13 protein-coding genes are annotated in these 18,282 nt (G+C 49.0%); 11 read left to right on the top strand and 2 right to left on the bottom strand.

The window, feature by feature from the left end:
• Positions 1-109 precede the first annotated feature (109 nt).
• Positions 110-1,498, bottom strand: a complete 1,389-nt coding sequence (locus ACKTSF_RS10350) for a L,D-transpeptidase family protein (RefSeq protein WP_407889173.1) — start codon at positions 1,496-1,498, stop codon at positions 110-112.
• Positions 1,499-2,036: 538 nt separating this feature from the next.
• Positions 2,037-2,996: an L-lactate dehydrogenase gene (locus ACKTSF_RS10345; protein WP_407889172.1), complete on the bottom strand. Its 960-nt coding sequence runs from the start codon at positions 2,994-2,996 to the stop codon at positions 2,037-2,039.
• Between the two features lie 578 nt (positions 2,997-3,574).
• Between ACKTSF_RS10345 and pth the strand changes: the two genes are divergently transcribed.
• The 11 genes from pth (at position 3,575) to dusB (ending at position 17,769) form a co-directional block, all read left to right on the top strand.
• Positions 3,575-4,132 (top strand): aminoacyl-tRNA hydrolase, encoded by a 558-nt coding sequence (gene pth / locus ACKTSF_RS10340; protein ID WP_407889170.1) that lies wholly within the window; start codon positions 3,575-3,577, stop codon positions 4,130-4,132.
• A 17-nt stretch (positions 4,133-4,149) separates the two neighbouring features.
• Positions 4,150-7,683, top strand: a complete 3,534-nt coding sequence (mfd, locus tag ACKTSF_RS10335; protein ID WP_407889168.1) for a transcription-repair coupling factor — start codon at positions 4,150-4,152, stop codon at positions 7,681-7,683.
• Positions 7,684-7,892: 209 nt separating this feature from the next.
• On the top strand, positions 7,893-9,473 hold the full coding sequence (locus ACKTSF_RS10330; protein WP_407889166.1) for a polysaccharide biosynthesis protein: 1,581 nt from the start codon (positions 7,893-7,895) through the stop codon (positions 9,471-9,473).
• Position 9,474: 1 nt separating this feature from the next.
• Entirely contained in the window at positions 9,475-9,750 is a 276-nt protein-coding gene (locus tag ACKTSF_RS10325; RefSeq protein WP_407889165.1) for an RNA-binding S4 domain-containing protein, read from the top strand.
• A 110-nt stretch (positions 9,751-9,860) separates the two neighbouring features.
• Positions 9,861-10,271 carry an FtsB family cell division protein gene (locus ACKTSF_RS10320; protein WP_407889163.1) on the top strand — a complete coding sequence of 137 codons (411 nt, stop codon included), beginning with the start codon at positions 9,861-9,863 and terminating at the stop codon, positions 10,269-10,271.
• A 484-nt stretch (positions 10,272-10,755) separates the two neighbouring features.
• On the top strand, positions 10,756-11,310 hold the full coding sequence (locus ACKTSF_RS10315; protein ID WP_407889161.1) for a S1 domain-containing RNA-binding protein: 555 nt from the start codon (positions 10,756-10,758) through the stop codon (positions 11,308-11,310).
• Between the two features lie 192 nt (positions 11,311-11,502).
• Positions 11,503-12,870 (top strand): tRNA lysidine(34) synthetase TilS, encoded by a 1,368-nt coding sequence (tilS, locus tag ACKTSF_RS10310; RefSeq protein WP_407889159.1) that lies wholly within the window; start codon positions 11,503-11,505, stop codon positions 12,868-12,870.
• Positions 12,871-12,886: 16 nt separating this feature from the next.
• Positions 12,887-13,429, top strand: a complete 543-nt coding sequence (hpt, locus tag ACKTSF_RS10305; protein WP_020090275.1) for a hypoxanthine phosphoribosyltransferase — start codon at positions 12,887-12,889, stop codon at positions 13,427-13,429.
• A 110-nt stretch (positions 13,430-13,539) separates the two neighbouring features.
• Positions 13,540-15,657 (top strand): ATP-dependent zinc metalloprotease FtsH, encoded by a 2,118-nt coding sequence (gene ftsH, locus ACKTSF_RS10300; protein WP_407889157.1) that lies wholly within the window; start codon positions 13,540-13,542, stop codon positions 15,655-15,657.
• Positions 15,658-15,855: 198 nt separating this feature from the next.
• Positions 15,856-16,743 (top strand): Hsp33 family molecular chaperone HslO, encoded by an 888-nt coding sequence (hslO, locus tag ACKTSF_RS10295; RefSeq protein WP_407889155.1) that lies wholly within the window; start codon positions 15,856-15,858, stop codon positions 16,741-16,743.
• A 9-nt stretch (positions 16,744-16,752) separates the two neighbouring features.
• A complete protein-coding gene (gene dusB / locus ACKTSF_RS10290) occupies positions 16,753-17,769 on the top strand; it encodes a tRNA dihydrouridine synthase DusB (RefSeq protein ID WP_407889153.1) in 1,017 nt (338 codons plus the stop codon).
• Positions 17,770-18,282 lie beyond the last annotated feature (513 nt).

Genomic DNA, 18,282 nt, shown 5'->3' with positions numbered 1-18,282 from the left:
CTCGGAAAGTTTTCCTAAAGAAAGGACGGTCTGAAAGGGATAATGAAAAATATCATAAAAAAGTTGCCATGCACGTGAAAGGGTGCATGACAACTTTTTTAAAAATTCATTAGAACACGATGACAGGTGTTCCAACACTGACGTTCTCATAAACAGACTTAATCTTGGATGGTGGTGTGTTGACACAGCCGTGTGAGCCGTGTTTCTTATACCATGTGCCCCCATATTCGGGTTGCCAAGATGAATCGTGAATCCCAACGCCGGTGTCATCGATTGGCATCCAGTACTTTACCTTGGAAGCGTAGCTGGAACCGTTGTCGTTTTCACCGCGTAACGTGGTGTTGCGTTGCTTACTCCAGATGACCCAGACACCGGTTGGGGTATGGTGAGCCGTCGTTGGCAGGCCAGTTACAACGTCCGTCGAGACCACGAGCTTACCATTCTTGTAGACCCACATGTGTTGGTTGACCTTGTCGACTTCCACGTAGGAATTGCCGATGTCGGTGCCACTATTGTGGTAACCACTACCCTGAATGGCAGGTGTCCGTGACATCCCTTTGCCGGCTAAGACCAGCTTGCTTAGGGTTGGTGTCTCGGATTTGACCTTGATACTCCAGCCATAGAGGCCAGCTTTGACCTTAACCGTGCCACGCTTGGTGGACTTGAAGGTCCGGGTCTTGTTGATAGTGCCATACTTGCTACTGAGCTTGGTCAGGTAGCTCTTGATGGCGGTCGTATTGGTTGCTAATTGACCATCCTTCATAGTCAGCCAACTGGCTAAAGTAGCTGCGGGGATGGTGATCTTGTGACCACTTAACTTGTAGACGTAACTTTCCTTCGTAATGGCAACGGCCTTGTCTTTAGCCGTCTTGAAACTAGTGCTCTTGGTGGTAACTGCGGGTTTGAGATAATCCTTGGAAACGTTGACCGTGGTTTCGCCCTTCTCGATGGCATTGGTGATGGATGTGGCAACTTTCGCTGCATCCAATTGGTTCCCGTTTTGTTCCTTCGTGACCTCATATTGCCCATCTTTATAGGTAAAGGTGGCACTCTTGGCAGCCGTTCGGGTTGTATTCGCCTTAGTCGCAATATTGTCGGCTAACGTTTTGACACTTTCCTGATTGGCGCTGCTGGCATTCAGCTTAATGCTGTCGGCCGTGGCAGTCGTGACATGTGCTGGCCAGGACCAAACGTTTTGCTTGGCAATTAACTGGTGTAGCGCTGTCTTGGATGTGACCTTCAAGTTAACCTTTTGGGTCTTGAAGGTAGCAACGGTCTTGCTGCCGTCCTTTAGGGTTAATTCTTGATTCTTGAGTGCGGACTTGAGTTTCGTTGCCGCTTGATCGGCAGTATTGCCGCCGACATTGACCCCAGCAATCTCGGTATCCTTGAAGAACACCTTGGCTGAAGAATAGTGATAAGCTTGGCCCACGTAAATCGCACCGACCGCGACAATTGCGGTCACGATGCCGATTATGAAGCCGGTTTTCTTTTTCATTGGTAGTGACCTCCTAAAATAAGCCAGTGGAAGGAAAGTCGTCGTCCTTAACGATCACGTCCTAGCATAAACCTAGCTTACTTCAAACTACCTTAAATAACAATCTTACTGCCTAGTTGTTAGCGCTTTCGTAACCAATTAATTTTCTGATGTTAATATTTAAGATTATTGGTGTCGACGGTTACGGCGGTAAAAGGCCTTATCTTTGGACTATAAATTTATGCGCAAGCCATTGGGGGCTTAAACAGTGATAGCTCGGGAATTGGCCCAAAATTTGTGAAGAAATTGTTGGTGTAAGTCATGGTGTTATTCCTTGAGTGACAGGCATTTGGTGACGAATGAATAAGGGGCCAGATATGCAACAGGAAAGAAAATTTGGTAAAAGTCAAAGGAATTCCAAATTTCTTCGGATTTTGACTGGTTTGTCGATTGTAAGGGGACCTGTTAGTATTGACGTACATGGTGGGAGAAACGTCCCAAACCGGCCCAAAAAAAATCGCCGCTCCCGCAGGAACGACGATTTCAAAGTATATTTGATTTACTTGAGGGCAGCTAAACCGTCCTTAGTAACTTGCTTCAAAGTAGCAGCTGACTTAGCCATTAAGTCCTTTTCCTTGTCGGATAATGGAACTTCAATAACACTAGCTAAACCACTCCCGTTAATAACGGCAGGCGTACCGATGAAGATGTCATCTAAGCCATATTCACCGTTCAAAGCAGCGCCGATAGGTAATACGGCGTTTTCGTCACGCAAGATAGCCTTGGTAATCCGCATCAAGCAAGTGGCAACACCGTAGAAAGTGGCACCCTTCTTGTTGATGATTTCGTAAGCTTTGTTCCGCGTGTCGTCTTCGATCTTAGCTAAGTCGTCGTCAGTCACGCCTTGTTCCTTGGCAATGGCCTTCAATGGTTTGGAGCCGATCGTTGCTTCGTCGTATGCGGCGAATTCGGAGTCACCGTGTTCACCCATGATGTAGGCGTCCACGTTCCGTGGGTCAACGTTGAACTTCTTAGCCAAAGCAACGCGTAAACGTGCCGTGTCCAAAGAAGTCCCTGAACCGATAACCTTTTCCTTTGGGAAGCCTGAGAACTTCCAAGTAGCGTAAGTTAAGATGTCAACTGGGTTAGCAGCAACCACGAAGATACCATCGAAACCGGAATCAACAACGGGCTTAACGATTGAAGACAAGATCTTTAAGTTCTTGTTAACTAAGTCCAAACGCGTCTCGCCTGGTTTTTGTGGGGCACCAGCAGTGATGACGACGATGTCAGCATCGGCGCAGTCAGCGTAGTCACCGGAGTAGACTTTCTTAGGGGCAGTGAAGACTTGAGCATCTTCAAGGTCTAAGGCGTCTCCTTCAGTTCTATCTTTAATAACATCCACAATCACGAATTCTTCAGCTAAACCTTGGTTCATCATTGAGTAAGCGTATGAAGAGCCAACGGCCCCGTCACCAACGAGAACTACTTTTTGATGGTTTTTAGTAGTCAAATCCATTCATCTCCTAAATAAATTTTTGACATCAAGGTACGCAAAAATACCCACTTGCAAGTATAACATGTAAACCAGAGTGCGACCACGGCCCGGCTTGAAAATTTGCAAAGACAGCGTTTTCTTTTAGTGAAACGGTTCACCAGGGGCAGAATCGGTGCAGTGACGGGGCGACTATGCTATACTCAGGAATGTTAATTTGGTATCGTTAGAATAATTTGCGCCAGCTGAACGGGGAGAAACGCGACCGTCCAGCTCTTTTGTTTCTAGCTTCCCTTGACTGCCACAACTATTGGTGGGATTAACCGCTCGTCAGCAGGCGATTCGGGATCTAGGCAAGAGTGACAGGCTAAGATTAATTATTTCATATATTAGGCAACTAAGTCTTGTGTGACCTGCCGATGTGCCAGTATGATGGCAGTTGAAGATGCTAATGGCCACTTTAAATAATGAATTGAGATGGTCATTTATGGTTACTAGGAAGTCCATCTACTGAGAAGAAATGGGGTGTTTCTGCCCTTCTTTTCTGGAGGTACGGTAAAATAAATGATGAATATTGCAATGAGAGGGAGAAATTAGTAAGCATGAAAATGATCGTTGGTTTGGGAAACATTGGTCCTCAGTATAATGGGACGCGTCATAATACCGGGTTCATGGTCGTCGATGAATTTGCCAAGCAACACGGGATTGAATTGACCACCCGCAAGCTGGATGCTCGTTATGGGACTGGTCTTGTGAATGGTGAAAAGGTGCTAGTTGTAAAACCCACGACGTTTATGAATGAATCTGGCCGTGCGGTACATCCCTTGATGGATTACTTTAAAATTGACCTAGATGATATCTTTGTCGTCCATGATGATATGGATTTACCCGTGGGCCATATCCGCCTGCGCGATCACGGTTCAGCTGGGGGCCACAACGGCATCAAGAGTATTATTGCCCACGTATCCAGCAAGGATTTCAAACGTCTGCGCGTGGGTACTGGCCATCCCGAGAAAATGTCCGTCGTCGACTACGTATTGACCAAGTTCACGACGGAACAGCAGCCGCTCTTCAACCAATCCGCGGATAAAGCTGTAGCAGCGTTGGATGACTGGTTGAGCGGGACGGAATTCACTCAGTTAATGAATAAGTACAACTAAGAAGAGGAAGTTATCTCGTGAATTTAGAAGCATTTATGACGCAGACACCGGCATACGCGACGGTTCGCCAAACGTTAGGAACCGGACAACGCCAATTGGTGACCGGACTCAACGGTTCCGCGGAGACGTTGTTCATTGCCAGCCTGCTCCACGAACAGCAACGGTCGATCGTCTACGTGACAGATACCCTGTACCACGCAGGACAGCTCGTTGACGATTTGGCCAACTTATTGGATGAAAATGAGCTCTTTGAATTTCCAGTCGAAGAACTATTAGCGGCCGAAGTGGCTACGAGTTCGCCAGAATACCGGTCCTCACGAATCGATGCCTTACGGGCGTTGCAGAGTGACCGGCCCGTCGTGATCGTGACGGCATTGTCCGGATTGCGTCGGTTCTTACCAGCACCTGAAAACTTTGCGTCGGCACGGTTTACTGTCAAGACAGGCGACGACTTCGATCTCGAGAACTTGCAACAACGGCTCTTTGGGATGGGCTATACCCACCAAAAGCTTGTTGCGGGACCTGGTGATTTCGCCGTGCGGGGATCGATTATCGACATTTACCCACTGGCGGCAGATTATCCGGTCCGACTGGACTTCTTCGACACGGAAGTGGATTCTCTCCGGTACTTCGATCCCGCCACACAACGGAGTATTGAGAACGTCGATGAGGTGGAGGTTCTGCCTGCAACCGACTTTATTTTAACGGCCGATGAACGGACTACCGGTGCCGATGCACTGATGGCTGAGCTGACGCAACAGGTCGCCAAGCTAGATGAGGACGCCACGACCACGCTGACCAATCAGGTAAAACCACTGGTCGATGGCTTGCGGAAGGGGTCCGTTGATCCCCAACTCATGGAGTTTGCCGATTACTTATTCCCGGAACATCACCAACTGTTGGACTACTTACCGGCTAATGGATTGGCGTTGTTCGGGGACTATTCGCGTCTACAGGATGCCGAACGGCAGTTACTGGAAGACGAAGCCAACTGGGCCACGGATAAATTGACACACCATCAAATCTTTGCGCAACAGACGTTTGGCGGCGAACTACGGCCAATCATCAAGGATGACCAGCACGCGCAAGTCATGCTGGCACTGTTCCAAAAGGGGATGGGTAATCTCCGCTTCCAGGCCGTCACAAATGTGGTGACGCGGGCCATGCAACAGTTCTTCGGTCAACTCCCCGTGATGAAGACCGAGATTGATCGTTGGCAGAAGCAGAAACAGACGGTGGTCTTACTGGTTCAAGACGAAGAGCGTCTCGCCAAGATTGAAGAGACGTTGGACGACTTTGAAATTCAGGCTGTTTTGACCAAGGAAGAGAATTTACAAAATAATCTGACCCAGCTCGTGCCCGAACGGTTACGGACCGGGTTTGAGTTGCCAGAAGCCAATTTGGTCGTGATCACCGAAGCCGAAATGTTTCAGAAGGTCACGAAGAAGCGGGCCCGGCGGCAGACAATGGCCAACGCAGAGCGGCTAAAGAGTTATACCGATTTGAAACCCGGGGACTACGTGGTTCATGTGAACCATGGGATCGGGAAGTTCATCGGCATGCAGACACTGACGGTGGATGGCGTGCACCAAGATTACATGACCATCGATTACCAGGACAACGCGCAACTCTTTATTCCGGTAACCCAGCTGAACCTGATTCAGAAGTATGTGTCCTCCGAGGACAAGAAGCCGCGGATCAACAAGCTTGGAGGCTCCGAGTGGGCCAAGACCAAGAGCAAGGTTGCCGCGAAGATTGAAGATATTGCCGATGAACTCGTTGATCTCTATGCGAAACGGGCAGCTGAGAAGGGGTTTGCCTTTCCCAACGATGACGGTCTGCAGACGGATTTCGAAAATGATTTCCCTTACGCTGAGACGCCCGATCAATTGCGGACGATCGACGAAGTGAAACACGATATGGAAAAGGCGCGGCCAATGGATCGCTTGCTGGTCGGGGATGTTGGTTATGGGAAGACCGAAGTGGCCTTGCGGGCGGCGTTTAAGGCCGTTGAAGCAGGCAAACAGGTAGCCTTTTTGGTCCCAACGACCATCCTGGCACAGCAACACTACGACACCATGATTAACCGATTCGAAGGTTATCCAATCAATGTTGAAATGTTCTCGCGGTTCCGCACGACGAAGCAGATTCATCAGTCGATCAAGGATCTGGAGAGTGGTCAACTGGATATCGTGGTCGGCACACACCGGCTGCTATCTCAAGACGTGAAATTTAAGAATCTCGGCCTCGTTTTGGTCGATGAAGAGCAACGATTCGGCGTCAAGCACAAGGAACGGTTGAAGCAGATGAAGGCGAACGTGGATGTCCTGACGCTGACGGCCACGCCAATCCCCCGGACACTTCACATGTCCATGCTGGGTGTGCGGGACCTGTCCGTGATCGAAACGCCACCGGCTAACCGATTTCCCATTCAGACCTACGTCATGGAACAGAATGCTGGGGCTATCCAAGATGGGATTCGCCGTGAAATGCAACGGGGTGGTCAGGTCTTCTACCTGCACAACCGGGTGGACGACATCGAAAAGACCGTCAGTCAGATTCAAGCACTAGTTCCCGAAGCACGAGTTGGCTATATCCACGGGCAGATGACCGAAGCCCAACTGGAAGGGGTGCTCTTTGACTTCTTACGGGGTGATTACGATGTGTTGGTCACCACGACTATCATCGAAACCGGGATCGATATTCCCAACGCCAACACGTTATTTGTCGAAAATGCCGATCGAATGGGCCTTTCGCAGTTGTATCAACTGCGGGGACGTATTGGTCGGAGTAACCGGGTGGCATACGCCTACTTCACATACAAGCCGAACAAGGTGTTGACGGAAGTCAGTGAGAAGCGGCTTGAAGCCATCAAGGACTTCACCGAATTGGGGTCCGGTTTCAAAATTGCCATGCGGGACCTCTCCATTCGGGGGGCTGGTAACCTGCTGGGTAAACAACAGCATGGGTTCATCAACTCCGTTGGGTATGACTTATACACGCAAATGTTAAGTGATGCGGTCGCTAAGAAGCGTGGGAAGAAGACGCAACCGAAGACGGATACCACTGTCGAACTGGGTGTTGAAGCCTACCTGCCAAGCGATTACATTGAGGATGAACAACAGAAAATTGAAATGTACAAGCGGATTCGCCAGTTGGAGAGTGACGATGAGGTTAGTGAAATTCAGGCTGACTTGATCGACCGCTTTGGTGACTATCCGGAGAGTGTGGCACAACTGCTGACAATCGGTCAGTTGAAGCTGGCGGCTGATCTAGCCTTGGTAGATAAGATTCGGCGGGTCAACGGGGATGTCTTCGTGACAATCTCCAAGCAAGGCACCAACATTTTGGGCGGCGAGGATGTCTTCAAGGCCTTAGCTGCAACCCAACTGAAGGCCACGGTCGCGGTAGACAATGACCGGCTACACGTCAAATTAGTCCTGCAACCCAATATGACGGTCAAGGACTGGTTACCACAGGTTCAACTATTCATGGGTGCCCTGCGCGATATCGTCGTGCAGACGACGAAGCCTAAGACGGATGAGAAGTAGTTGTCTTGTTTCGACTCGTTATATTGCGCTATGTCGGCCACTTGTTTTAGTTGAAAATAGGGATTGGACAGTGAGGTTATGCAGTCTTAACGTTTGGCTATGCCGTGAAATTTATGCGGATATTTGCGTAAACTTTGGCTGTAAAGCGGGGAATAAGGGTATCGCAAACTAAACCTGTGCCAGCCGCAGGGCTAAGGAGGAGGGAATCGATGGGCAATCGCAACGTGAATACGACCTTGCAAGGCGCTCTGATTCTTTCCATTGCGGCGTTCATTGCCAAACTACTGAGCGCCGTGTATCGCGTGCCATTTCAGAACATGGTCGGAAACACCGGATTCTATGTGTACCAGCAGGTCTATCCACTCTATGGTATTGGTATGACTTTTGCCTTGAGTGGGTTACCGGTGTTTATTTCCAAATTAGTCGCGGAGGCACCGGATTTACCTAGCCAACAACAAGTGGCCAGGCAAGTCTATTGGTGGCTCTGGGGTCTAGCACTCGTCATCTTCGGGGGCTTGATGTTGGGTGCGCCCAGCATCGCTCGGGGAATGGGGGATGCCCACCTCGCCCCACTGATTCAGATGGTGGCGTGGATGTTTCTATTTATGCCGGCACTGTCGGTAGGGCGAGGCTATCACCAAGGTCGCTTCCAAATGTTGCCCACGGCACGCTCACAGGTCGTCGAGCAGCTGGTCAGAGTCGTCGTGATTCTGGTGGCTGCTGGTTGGGCGACCAGTCATGATTGGTCCGTCTACACGATGGGAACTTGGGCGCTAAGCGGCGGCACAATTGCTGCAATAGCGGCGTTATTGGTGTTACCTCACTGGCAGCAACGAAATGTTGCGCCAGTGGCTAGACTGCCGCACGTTGGTCGACGCTTGCTGATTGAAGGGGGAACCCTGTGTCTCCTGACGGCGATGCTGGTACTTTTACAACTGGTAGATTCATTTACGGTCAAAAATGGGTTGGTCGCCGGTGGCATGGGAGACCTCGCAGCAAAGAGCCTTAAAGGGGTCTATGACCGTGCCCAACCACTGGTACAATTAGGATTAGTGGTCGCGGTAGCTTTTGCGACCTCACTATTACCTGCCCTGACGGCGGCACAGCAAGAACGCCGGCCCGAGGCCTTTAAGCGACTCACAACGACCATGATGCGGATTGCCTTGATGGTCGCAGTAGCGGCTACTGCCGGACTGATCAGCTTGATGCCGTGGATTAACCGGTTATTGTTCGGAGATACTCAGGGTTCCGGCATGCTGGCGGTCTACATGCTCAGCATCATTCTGGCAACATTGATTCAGACGTACAACAGTGTACTTCAGAGCCAAGATCAGTACCGTTTGACCGTGGTAGCCCTGGCAGCTGGTCTGGCTGTCAAAACGGTCGGAAATCACTGGGCCGTCCGTAACTTTGGTGCGATCGGCGCCAGCTGGTTGACGGTGATTAGCCTGGGAGCTATTTTGGTGGTCATTTGGTACGGTTCGTCGGTGACACTACGTTCTGGGATCTGGACCAAGCCGTACATTCGAATTCTCATAGCTTGCACCATCCTGATGGTGTTCGGCGTTCGGCTCACTGTGGCTGCTTTGGAGCACTGGTGGCCGGCCCTGATGACCAGTCGTTTGGCCATTGGTGGCGGACTACTTGTCACGATTCCCGTTGGGGGAGTACTCTTTATCGGCCTGGCCCTCAAGTGGCAATTATTATCGGTCCGAGAGTGGTTAGCGATTCCCCATGGCGAGAGTGTGTTAAGATTATGGCAACAACTTAGTCAACACGGAGGAAAATAATATGCGATTAGATAAATATTTGAAAGTTTCACGAATCATCAAGCGGCGGTCAGTCGCTAAAGAAATTGCTGACAAGGGTCGGATTATGATCAATGGCAAGGTAGCCAAGTCTTCGAGCGATGTGATGACAAATGATGAGTTGGTTATTAAGTTCGGTAACAAAACATTAACGGTGAAAGTTAACGAATTGTTGGAAACTACGAAGAAAGATGATGCTGAACGGATGTACACCATCGTCAAGGAAGACTACGCGCAAGATTTTCGGCAAGAAAATTAGGTTAAATATGACGAATGTTTTACATTATGCTAAACGTGCTAGACGAGCAAATTGAAACTTGCTATACTCAAGTTAAACTATCTGGTGAAAACTGAGGAGTGAGTGGGAAAATGGCTGACGTAAAACCGAAACCGGCGAAGATCGAACGTTTAGAAAATGACTATACCCGGCGACTGGACCGCCAACAGGCAACGGTTCATCATCATCAATGGCTCGGCAAACGTCGGATGCGGCGTGCAACCCGCATTCTTGCTGTTTTTGCAGTGTTCGCAGTCGTTCTGGGTATTCAGCTCGTTCGGACCAATGCCAGCCTGCATCACGTGCAGCAAGAAGTGGTTGGCAGCAAACAAAAGCTGGCCACCACGAAAGCCACGGACCACAAACTTCAATTACAAATCAAACAACTAAATAACAAAGACTATTTGGGCCGATTAGTTCGCTCGAAGTACTACTATTCGAAGTCCGGGGAAACCATCTATAGCTTACCTGGGGACCATGCGAGCGATGTGACTGTTAAATAGTTCAGTTAAGAATCCGCCAGTTCATGTTGAGCTGGCGGATTTTATGAGTTTATAACCATTTGTCGAGAGTTTGTTGTGACTTTTCCGGTAAATGGGGGTAGCATAAAGGTATTCGCAAAAGCAGCGCAATATTGTTTGATGTTGTTATGCGATATATTGCCATCGGTTTTTGCACGTGGTGAGATGTCTAGCTACGTTAACAAAAAAATGGGGAGTATCGGAAAACGTGTGATAGCTGCATAGCCGAATGAAGGTCGCGGCAAAACGCGGGAACCATTTCCTCACTTTAAAGGGCAAACGGATTAGCTATCAGGTAGTATAAGTGAACCCAGAAACTAATGGGTAGCGCGAAAGTTAATTTAGCGGGCTTTCCGACAGTTCAGAAAAATTGGTTAACGGACTTTCTTTTTAGCTTTTCTCGTGTGGAAATGCGGTAAATTGTGTTATACTGAAAGCACTTATTTTAAGGAGGAACTTCTTTTTTATGGCAATCGAGGTTGGAGCTAAAGTTTCCGGAAAGGTCTCCGGAATTACGAACTTTGGTGCATTTGTTGATTTAGGCGACCACAAGACCGGATTAGTGCACATTAGTGAGATTTCTGACGGCTACGTCAAGGATATCCATGACGTTTTGTCCGTCGGTGACGAAGTAACGGTCAAGGTTTTGACTGTTGGTAACGATGGGAAGATTGGTTTGTCGATTCGCAAAGCGACGGATCATCCGGCTGGTGACCGGCCCCATCACAGTAGTAGTCACAATGAACACCGGGATCATGAACAACATCATGGCGGCAGTGGTAATAGTGCTGCCAACCATGGTGGCGAAAGTCATGGCCACGGTCGGCGGTTTGAAAATAACGGTCCCCGGCCTCACCATAGCTCAGCCAATGGTCGATTCTCGGGCCATCAAGCGGCTCCCCATAAAGAAAATTTTGACGACATGATGTCAGGGTTCTTGAAATCAAGTGAGGATCGTATGGCAACGATTAAACGAAATACTGAAGGCAAACGTGGCGGCCGTGGCGGCCGGCGGAGTTAGTCAGCGGACTAACGTGCCATCAAGATGAAGAGGACCGCACTTGTGCGGCCCTTTTTCATAACCACTAATGGTTGTTTGGGCTTATAACGGTGATGGCGGTCTCAAATGACACGATTGGCGAATGACACTTAGGCATCGGGTTAGTCGAACCGCCCATAACGTCGAATACAATCAGAAAGAGGGGGAGCGCCTGTGTCACTGGAAACGGACTTTCAACGCAATTGTCAGTTACATGGCTGGAATGATCCCCGGCAACATGGTTTGATTGCAGTTTCGACTGGTGTTGACTCAATGGTATTGTTGGCATTGTTTGCACAACTACCAGTTGACCAGCGGCCCCAGCTGACGGTTGTTCATGTGAATCACCAATTACGCGAGCAGAGTCGCGTGGAAGCAGCCTTCCTCAAAGACTGGTGCAACCGGCTTCAGATCCCGTTGGTGGCGACCATTTGGCCTAGGGATCAACAGCCCACCCATGGCATCGAGGACGCCGCTCGTCAGTTTCGCTATCAGTTCTTTGCGGAACAGCTAGTGGCACAAGACGCTGATTGGATTGCGACTGCCCATCAGGCCGATGAGCAGGCCGAGACCATTTTATTTAAACTGTTACGGGGGGGGCAACTTGATCAGCTCACAGGGATGGCTGCCAGTCGTTTGTTTCACACGGGCCGTTTGATTCGACCACTTTTGCCCTTTACAAAGACGGTCTTACGGACCTATGCCAAGCAACGGCAGATTCCCTGGTATGAGGACAGCACGAATCATGAGCTGACGGCTAGCCGTAATCGGATTCGTCTACAATTGCTGCCGGCCATGCGGGAAGAAAATCCGCAGGTTGAGCGGCATTTACGAGAGTATGCCAGCCAGCTTCAAGCGGTACTCCAGGTGGCAGATCAGGCCGTGACTGACAGCTTGTCACAAATCGTGCAGCATCGGGATCCGTTAGTCGTTGAAACACAGGCGTTCCTCAAGCAACCGGCTGCCAGACGACAATTTATTTTGACCCGACTGATCAAGCAATGTGAGCCAACGTTGCGCACAGAAACTAGGGTGCTTCAAGCGTGTGAGCGGTTATTGGCGAACGCACAGCACCCGACCGGTACAGTTGATCTGGGCGCTGGTTGGTCACTGGATAAAAAGTATGGAACGTTTACATTCAAGCAATTCGAAAATTTCCGGCAAAAATCCGAGGAAGTTTTTAGTTTTATGGTAGTATTAAACCAATGGCGAACGTTGGGAAATGGCTGGCGACTTGGCTGTTTTACCACAGATGATCGTGATCATTCACCACAAAACGAAGTCGTCGCTCTGACAGCGGATCAATTCCCATTACGGGTTCGGTCGTGGCAGGCAGCGGATCGGTTGCGGTTAGGTGATGGGCATCACCAGACGGTTCGGCGGGCATTGATTAATGCCAAGGTTCCCCGTGAAGAACGGACGAGCGTACCAGTTCTGGTGACGGTCCAAGATGAGGTGATTGCGGTGCTCGGGGTGAAGTGGGCAGTTCAGCCACAGCGTGCGCGCACAAGAAACTATCACATTAAATTAGAGCATGAATAGGCGAAAGGGGAACAGCATGAATAACGATATTTTAAAGGTCCTTTACAGTGAGGAAGACATTGCCGCGGCTTGCAAACGGTTAGGTACGCAACTTTCAGAAGACTACCGGGATAAGACACCATTAATTATTTGTGTCTTGAAGGGTGCTATTCTATTTATGACAGATGTTATTCGCGATATGGATATCTATGCAACGATTGATTTCATCGATGTCTCTAGTTATAACGGTGGCACGGCATCTTCTGGGACGATTCGGTTACTGAAGGACTTGGACACTGATGTGACAGGACGTGACATTATCTTAGTAGAAGACATCATTGATACGGGTCGGACATTAAAGTACCTGGAAGATCTACTGAAGGATCGGAAAGCGAACTCTATTCGGGTCTGCACGCTGATGGACAAGCCGAGTGGTCGGGTGGTCGAAGCCAAGGCGGATTACGTTGGGTTTAACGTGCCAAGTGAGTTCGTGGTCGGCTATGGGTTGGACTACGAAGAAAAATATCGAAATCTCCCGTATGTTGGTGTTTTGAAGCCATCCGTTTATTCAGATAAATAATTAGTCAATGATAGTCAATTGTGATAACATCTTATTTAGTCAAAGGGGCATATGCTCTAAAATTCGTTCCTACAGTAAGATGTTGGGAACTGTGAGTGAGGAGGCACGACATGAATAATCGACGAAATGGACTGTTCCGTAATAGTCTGTTTTACATTGTGATTTTCTTGTTGGTCATTGGTGTAGTTTACCTGTTCAACGGTAACGGCAACAGCTCTCAAACTCAAGAGATCCAATCGAGTCAATTCGTTAAAGATCTGAATGCAAACAAGATCAAGAAATTCTCCATTCAACCATCTGGGGGAGTTTACAAGATTACCGGGGAATATCGGAACGCGCAAAAGCGCACAACCAACACCGGATTTAGTCTCGGCGGCTCACAGAGCACAGCAGTGACTAGCTTTAGCACACAAGTCTTGACCAATAACTCAACGGTTTCTGAGATTGATAAGGTTGCCAAGAACCACAATGTTAAGATGAACACCAAAGCGGAAGAGTCGAGTGGCTTCTGGATTAATTTATTAGTCTATGTTGCGCCACTAGTTATTTTCTTCTTCTTCTTCTACATGATGATGGGTCAAGCCGGCCAAGGTGGCGGCAATGGCAAGGTCATGAGCTTTGGGAAGAGTAAGGCCAAACCAGCCGATAGCAAAGAGAACAAGGTTCGCTTTGCCGACGTTGCTGGTGAGGAAGAGGAAAAGCAAGAACTTGTTGAAGTTGTTGAGTTCTTGAAGAATCCACGTAAGTTTGTGGCGTTAGGTGCCCGGATACCATCTGGTGTCTTGCTGGAGGGTCCTCCTGGTACTGGTAAAACGTTGCTGGCGAAAGCCGTTGCTGGTGAAGCTGCGGTACCATTCTTCTCGATTTCTGGTTCAGATTTCGTGGAAATGTTCGTCGGTGTCGGGGCTAGCCGTGTCCGGGATTTGTTTGAACAGGCCAAGAAGGCCGCACCTTCGATCATCTTTATTGATGAAATCGATGCGGTTGGTCGTCAACGGGGTGCCGGTATGGGCGGTGGCCATGATGAACGTGAACAAACGTTGAACCAATTATTGGTTGAAATGGACGGGTTTACGGGGAGTGAAGGGGTCATTGTGATGGCCGCTACGAACCGTTCCGACGTGTTGGACCCCGCCTTGCTGCGGCCAGGTCGGTTTGACCGGAAGATTCTCGTTGGCCGGCCAGATGTTAAGGGTCGTGAAGCTATTTTGAAGGTTCACGCCAAGAACAAGCCATTAGCCAATGATGTTGATTTGAAGGAAATTTCTAAGCAGACTCCTGGTTTCGTGGGTGCCGACTTGGAAAACCTGTTGAATGAAGCGGCCTTATTAGCTGCACGGCGGAATAAGACACAGATCGATGCTTCTGATTTGGATGAAGCTGAAGACCGTGTCATCGCTGGGCCTGCTAAGAAGGACCGGGTCATCAGTCCTGATGAGCGTAAGACGGTTGCTTACCATGAAGCCGGGCATACCATCGTGGGGTTAGTCTTAAATGACGCTCGCGTGGTCCACAAGGTAACCATCGTCCCTCGTGGGCGTGCTGGCGGATATGCCATCATGTTACCGCGTGAAGACCAGATGCTGATGTCCAAAAAGGATGCCATGGAACAGATTGCTGGTTTAATGGGTGGTCGGACGGCTGAAGAGTTAATCTTCCACTCTGAATCATCTGGCGCCTCCAATGACTTTGAACAGGCAACGCAAATTGCCCGTTCCATGGTTACCCAATATGGGATGAGTGATGCACTGGGGACTGTTGCGCTGGAAAGCGCTGGCGGACAACCATTTGCAGGGGCTGGCTATCCTGGTCAACCAACTTACTCAGAACATACCGCTAACTTAATTGATAGTGAAGTTCGCCGGATCATCGGGGAAGCGCATGATACTGCCCGTCAGATTCTGGAAGAGCATAAAGCAGAACACAAGATTATTGCGGATGCCTTGCTGAAATACGAAACGTTGGACGAAAAGCAAATTCTCAGCTTGTTTAACACTGGGAAAATGCCTGAAACGGACAACGGGAACGAATTCCCTAGCGAAAAGGCGGCAACTTTCGAAGAGTCTAAGCGTGAACTTGAACGCCGTGAAGCAGAACGTCAATCTTCTACTGAAGCCAAGTTGGCTTCCAGCGCCTCAAGTGATACTGAATCTGAAGCAGAGCCAGCTAGCTCGGCTGCAAGTTCAGCAGCGCCAGACGATCACGATGAGTCCGACCATTCCGAATAATTGCAACGATCTAAGGTCCGGGACGGCTGTCTCGGACCTTTTCGTGACTTATAGAGGACGATGGTCATCAGTAAAAATGTGCTGTGGGTGGGAAATTACGCAAAAATTTACAGGTGCAGTTAGCTATATCTTTGCAAATTCCGAACTTTCTGGTAATGTAGGGCATGACAAAGTGCAATGAAAGGACGTTTATATTTAATGGCAGATTATTTAGTAAAAAGTTTGATTGATCATGGGATGTTTCGGGCTTACGTGGTAGATGCCACAGAAACAGTTGCTGAGGCACAGCAACGGCATGACACTTGGAGTTCAGCCACGGCTGCTTTGGGGCGAACGTTGATTGGAACGATGCTGCTGTCGACTTCGCTACTGAAGGGAAAGGAAACGTTGACGGTCAAGGTTAATGGTCACGGACCCGTGGGGGCCATCGTGGCCGATGGAAATGCCGATGGAACGGTCAAAGGTTACCTACAGTATCCACATATTAGCCTACCGTTGAACGAGAAGCATAAGATCGACGTGAAGAAGGCTGTGGGTGTCCAGGGGATGTTGACAGTCACCAAGGACCAAGGCTTGGGTCAACCCTACACGGGACAGGTGCCATTAGTTTCGGGTGAATTAGGCGAAGACTTTACCTACTATCTGGCAAAGTCCGAACAGATCCCTAGTGCGGTCGGTGTCTCTGTCTTCGTTCAGCCGAACAATACGGTCAAGGTTGCTGGTGGCTTCATGATCCAAGTGATGCCAGGCGCCTCTGACGAAGCTATTTCACGCTTAGAGGAACGAATCAAGGAGATGCCAATGGTCTCTGAACTGTTGTTGGATGGTCAGAAGCCGGAGGATATTTTGAAGCTCTTGTTCCCAGATGAAGAGATCAAGATCCTACAAAAGATGCCCGTTGGCTTCAAGTGTGACTGTTCCAAGGATCGTTTTGCAAAGTCGTTGGCGGCCATTCAACCAACAGCTATTCAAGAGATGATCGATCAGGATCATGGTGCCGAAGCCGTTTGTCACTTCTGCGGAACCAAGTATCAGTTCTCCGAAGATGATTTACGGCAGATCCTGGCCGAAGCTCAAGCAAAGTAGGTGCTCCCGATGACTTGGAAGATCGGTGATGTTGAGATTCCTAACCGGGTGGTTGTGGCGCCTATGGCCGGTGTGACTAATGTTGCCTTCCGACGAATCTGCAAGGACTTTGGTGCCGGCCTCGTTGAATGTGAGATGATCTCCGGTCAGGGGATTCACTATCAGAACCAGCGGACACTTAATATGATGGCGGTGGATCCCAGTGAGCACCCGATGAGTATTCAGATCTTTGGTGGAACACGGGAAACGCTGGTTCAAGCTGCTCAGTATGTGGATCAGCAGACGGCTGCTGATATCATTGACATTAATATGGGGTGCCCGGTGAATAAGGTTGTGAATACCGAAGCCGGTGCCAAATGGTTGCTGGATCCGGATAAGGTTCATGACATGGTTGCGGCGGTCGTCGCAGCTGTTGATAAGCCAGTAACGGTCAAGATGCGAACAGGCTGGGATAGTCAGCACGTTTATGCGGTAGAGAATGCTTTAGCGGCAGAGCACGCAGGTGCTGCGGCGGTTGCTATGCACGGACGAACCCGTAAGCAGATGTACCAGGGTCATGCTGACTGGGATGTTTTGGCTCAGGTGGCTGAGCACTTGACGGTTCCCTTTATGGGAAATGGAGATGTGCGAACGCCGGAAGATGCTAAGCGGATGCTGGATGAGGTTGGTGCTGATGCCGTGATGATCGGGCGTGCGGTCATGGGGAATCCCTGGCTGTTGCGTCGTGTCAATCAGTATTTGGATACGGGTGAACTCTTGCCGGAACCAACCGTAGCAGAGAAGGTTGCATTGGCAAAGAAACATCTGCATCGGTTGTGTGAAGCACGCGGCCCGGAAGAGGGGCCGATGGATTTCCGAATGCAGGTTGCTTATTACCTCAAAGGAATTCCGCATGCGGCACGGACTAAAGTAGCGTTGACCGATGCCACTGATGAAAGTACCATGGTTGAGATTTTAGACCAATTCGTGGCTAAGATTGCGGCACGCGAACAGCGGACGCCGGTTCAACGGTTTACAGATAAATAGTGCAAGTCGCTTGAAGATTGTTAAATTAAGCTTTTTCGGCAAAATGTAAGAATTCAGAGGTTATCTCTGAATTCTTTTTGTTTATTGTGTTTTTCCTCTTGACCTAGCTTGGGAAGATTGATAAGATATTACCTGTTGCTGTTTGAGACGGCTAATGCATAAATAACAAATTGTTGAATAGTCATACAAATTTGAAATTAGTACTTGACGAGTTAAACAGCAACTGATAGAATGATTTATGTTGTCAAAACGTGTTTTATCCGATATTCATTGCGTCCTTAATGTTGAATAAATATTCAGGATGTTGAAAAAAGATGTTGACACGAAATTCACAACATGATATACTTTAAAAGTTGTCACGGAGCAATTGCTTCTCTGATAACTTGGTAGACCTTTGAAAACTGAACATTGTTTCGACAAACCAAATATGTGTAGGGCGGTTTGATACTTGGTATCAAACCCAAACAATATTTGCGAAGTCAATTCGCTTTTATAACAAAAAGTAACAACAAT

It is taken from the genome of Levilactobacillus muriae (assembly GCF_045862015.1).
GTDB classification, from domain to species: Bacteria; Bacillota; Bacilli; order Lactobacillales; family Lactobacillaceae; genus Levilactobacillus; species Levilactobacillus muriae.
The sequence above is the reverse complement of the archived record's forward strand: the minus strand, read 5'-3'. Positions and strand labels throughout refer to the sequence as shown.

Coding starts and splice junctions, on each gene's coding strand:
- ACKTSF_RS10350 (WP_407889173.1), bottom strand. CDS start 1,498: ATGAAAAAGAAAACCGGCTTCATAATCGGCATCGTGACCGCAATTGTC.
- ACKTSF_RS10345 (WP_407889172.1), bottom strand. CDS start 2,996: ATGGATTTGACTACTAAAAACCATCAAAAAGTAGTTCTCGTTGGTGAC.
- pth (WP_407889170.1), top strand. CDS start 3,575: ATGAAAATGATCGTTGGTTTGGGAAACATTGGTCCTCAGTATAATGGG.
- ACKTSF_RS10330 (WP_407889166.1), top strand. CDS start 7,893: ATGGGCAATCGCAACGTGAATACGACCTTGCAAGGCGCTCTGATTCTT.
- ACKTSF_RS10325 (WP_407889165.1), top strand. CDS start 9,475: ATGCGATTAGATAAATATTTGAAAGTTTCACGAATCATCAAGCGGCGG.
- ACKTSF_RS10320 (WP_407889163.1), top strand. CDS start 9,861: ATGGCTGACGTAAAACCGAAACCGGCGAAGATCGAACGTTTAGAAAAT.
- ACKTSF_RS10315 (WP_407889161.1), top strand. CDS start 10,756: ATGGCAATCGAGGTTGGAGCTAAAGTTTCCGGAAAGGTCTCCGGAATT.
- hpt (WP_020090275.1), top strand. CDS start 12,887: ATGAATAACGATATTTTAAAGGTCCTTTACAGTGAGGAAGACATTGCC.
- ftsH (WP_407889157.1), top strand. CDS start 13,540: ATGAATAATCGACGAAATGGACTGTTCCGTAATAGTCTGTTTTACATT.
- hslO (WP_407889155.1), top strand. CDS start 15,856: ATGGCAGATTATTTAGTAAAAAGTTTGATTGATCATGGGATGTTTCGG.
- dusB (WP_407889153.1), top strand. CDS start 16,753: ATGACTTGGAAGATCGGTGATGTTGAGATTCCTAACCGGGTGGTTGTG.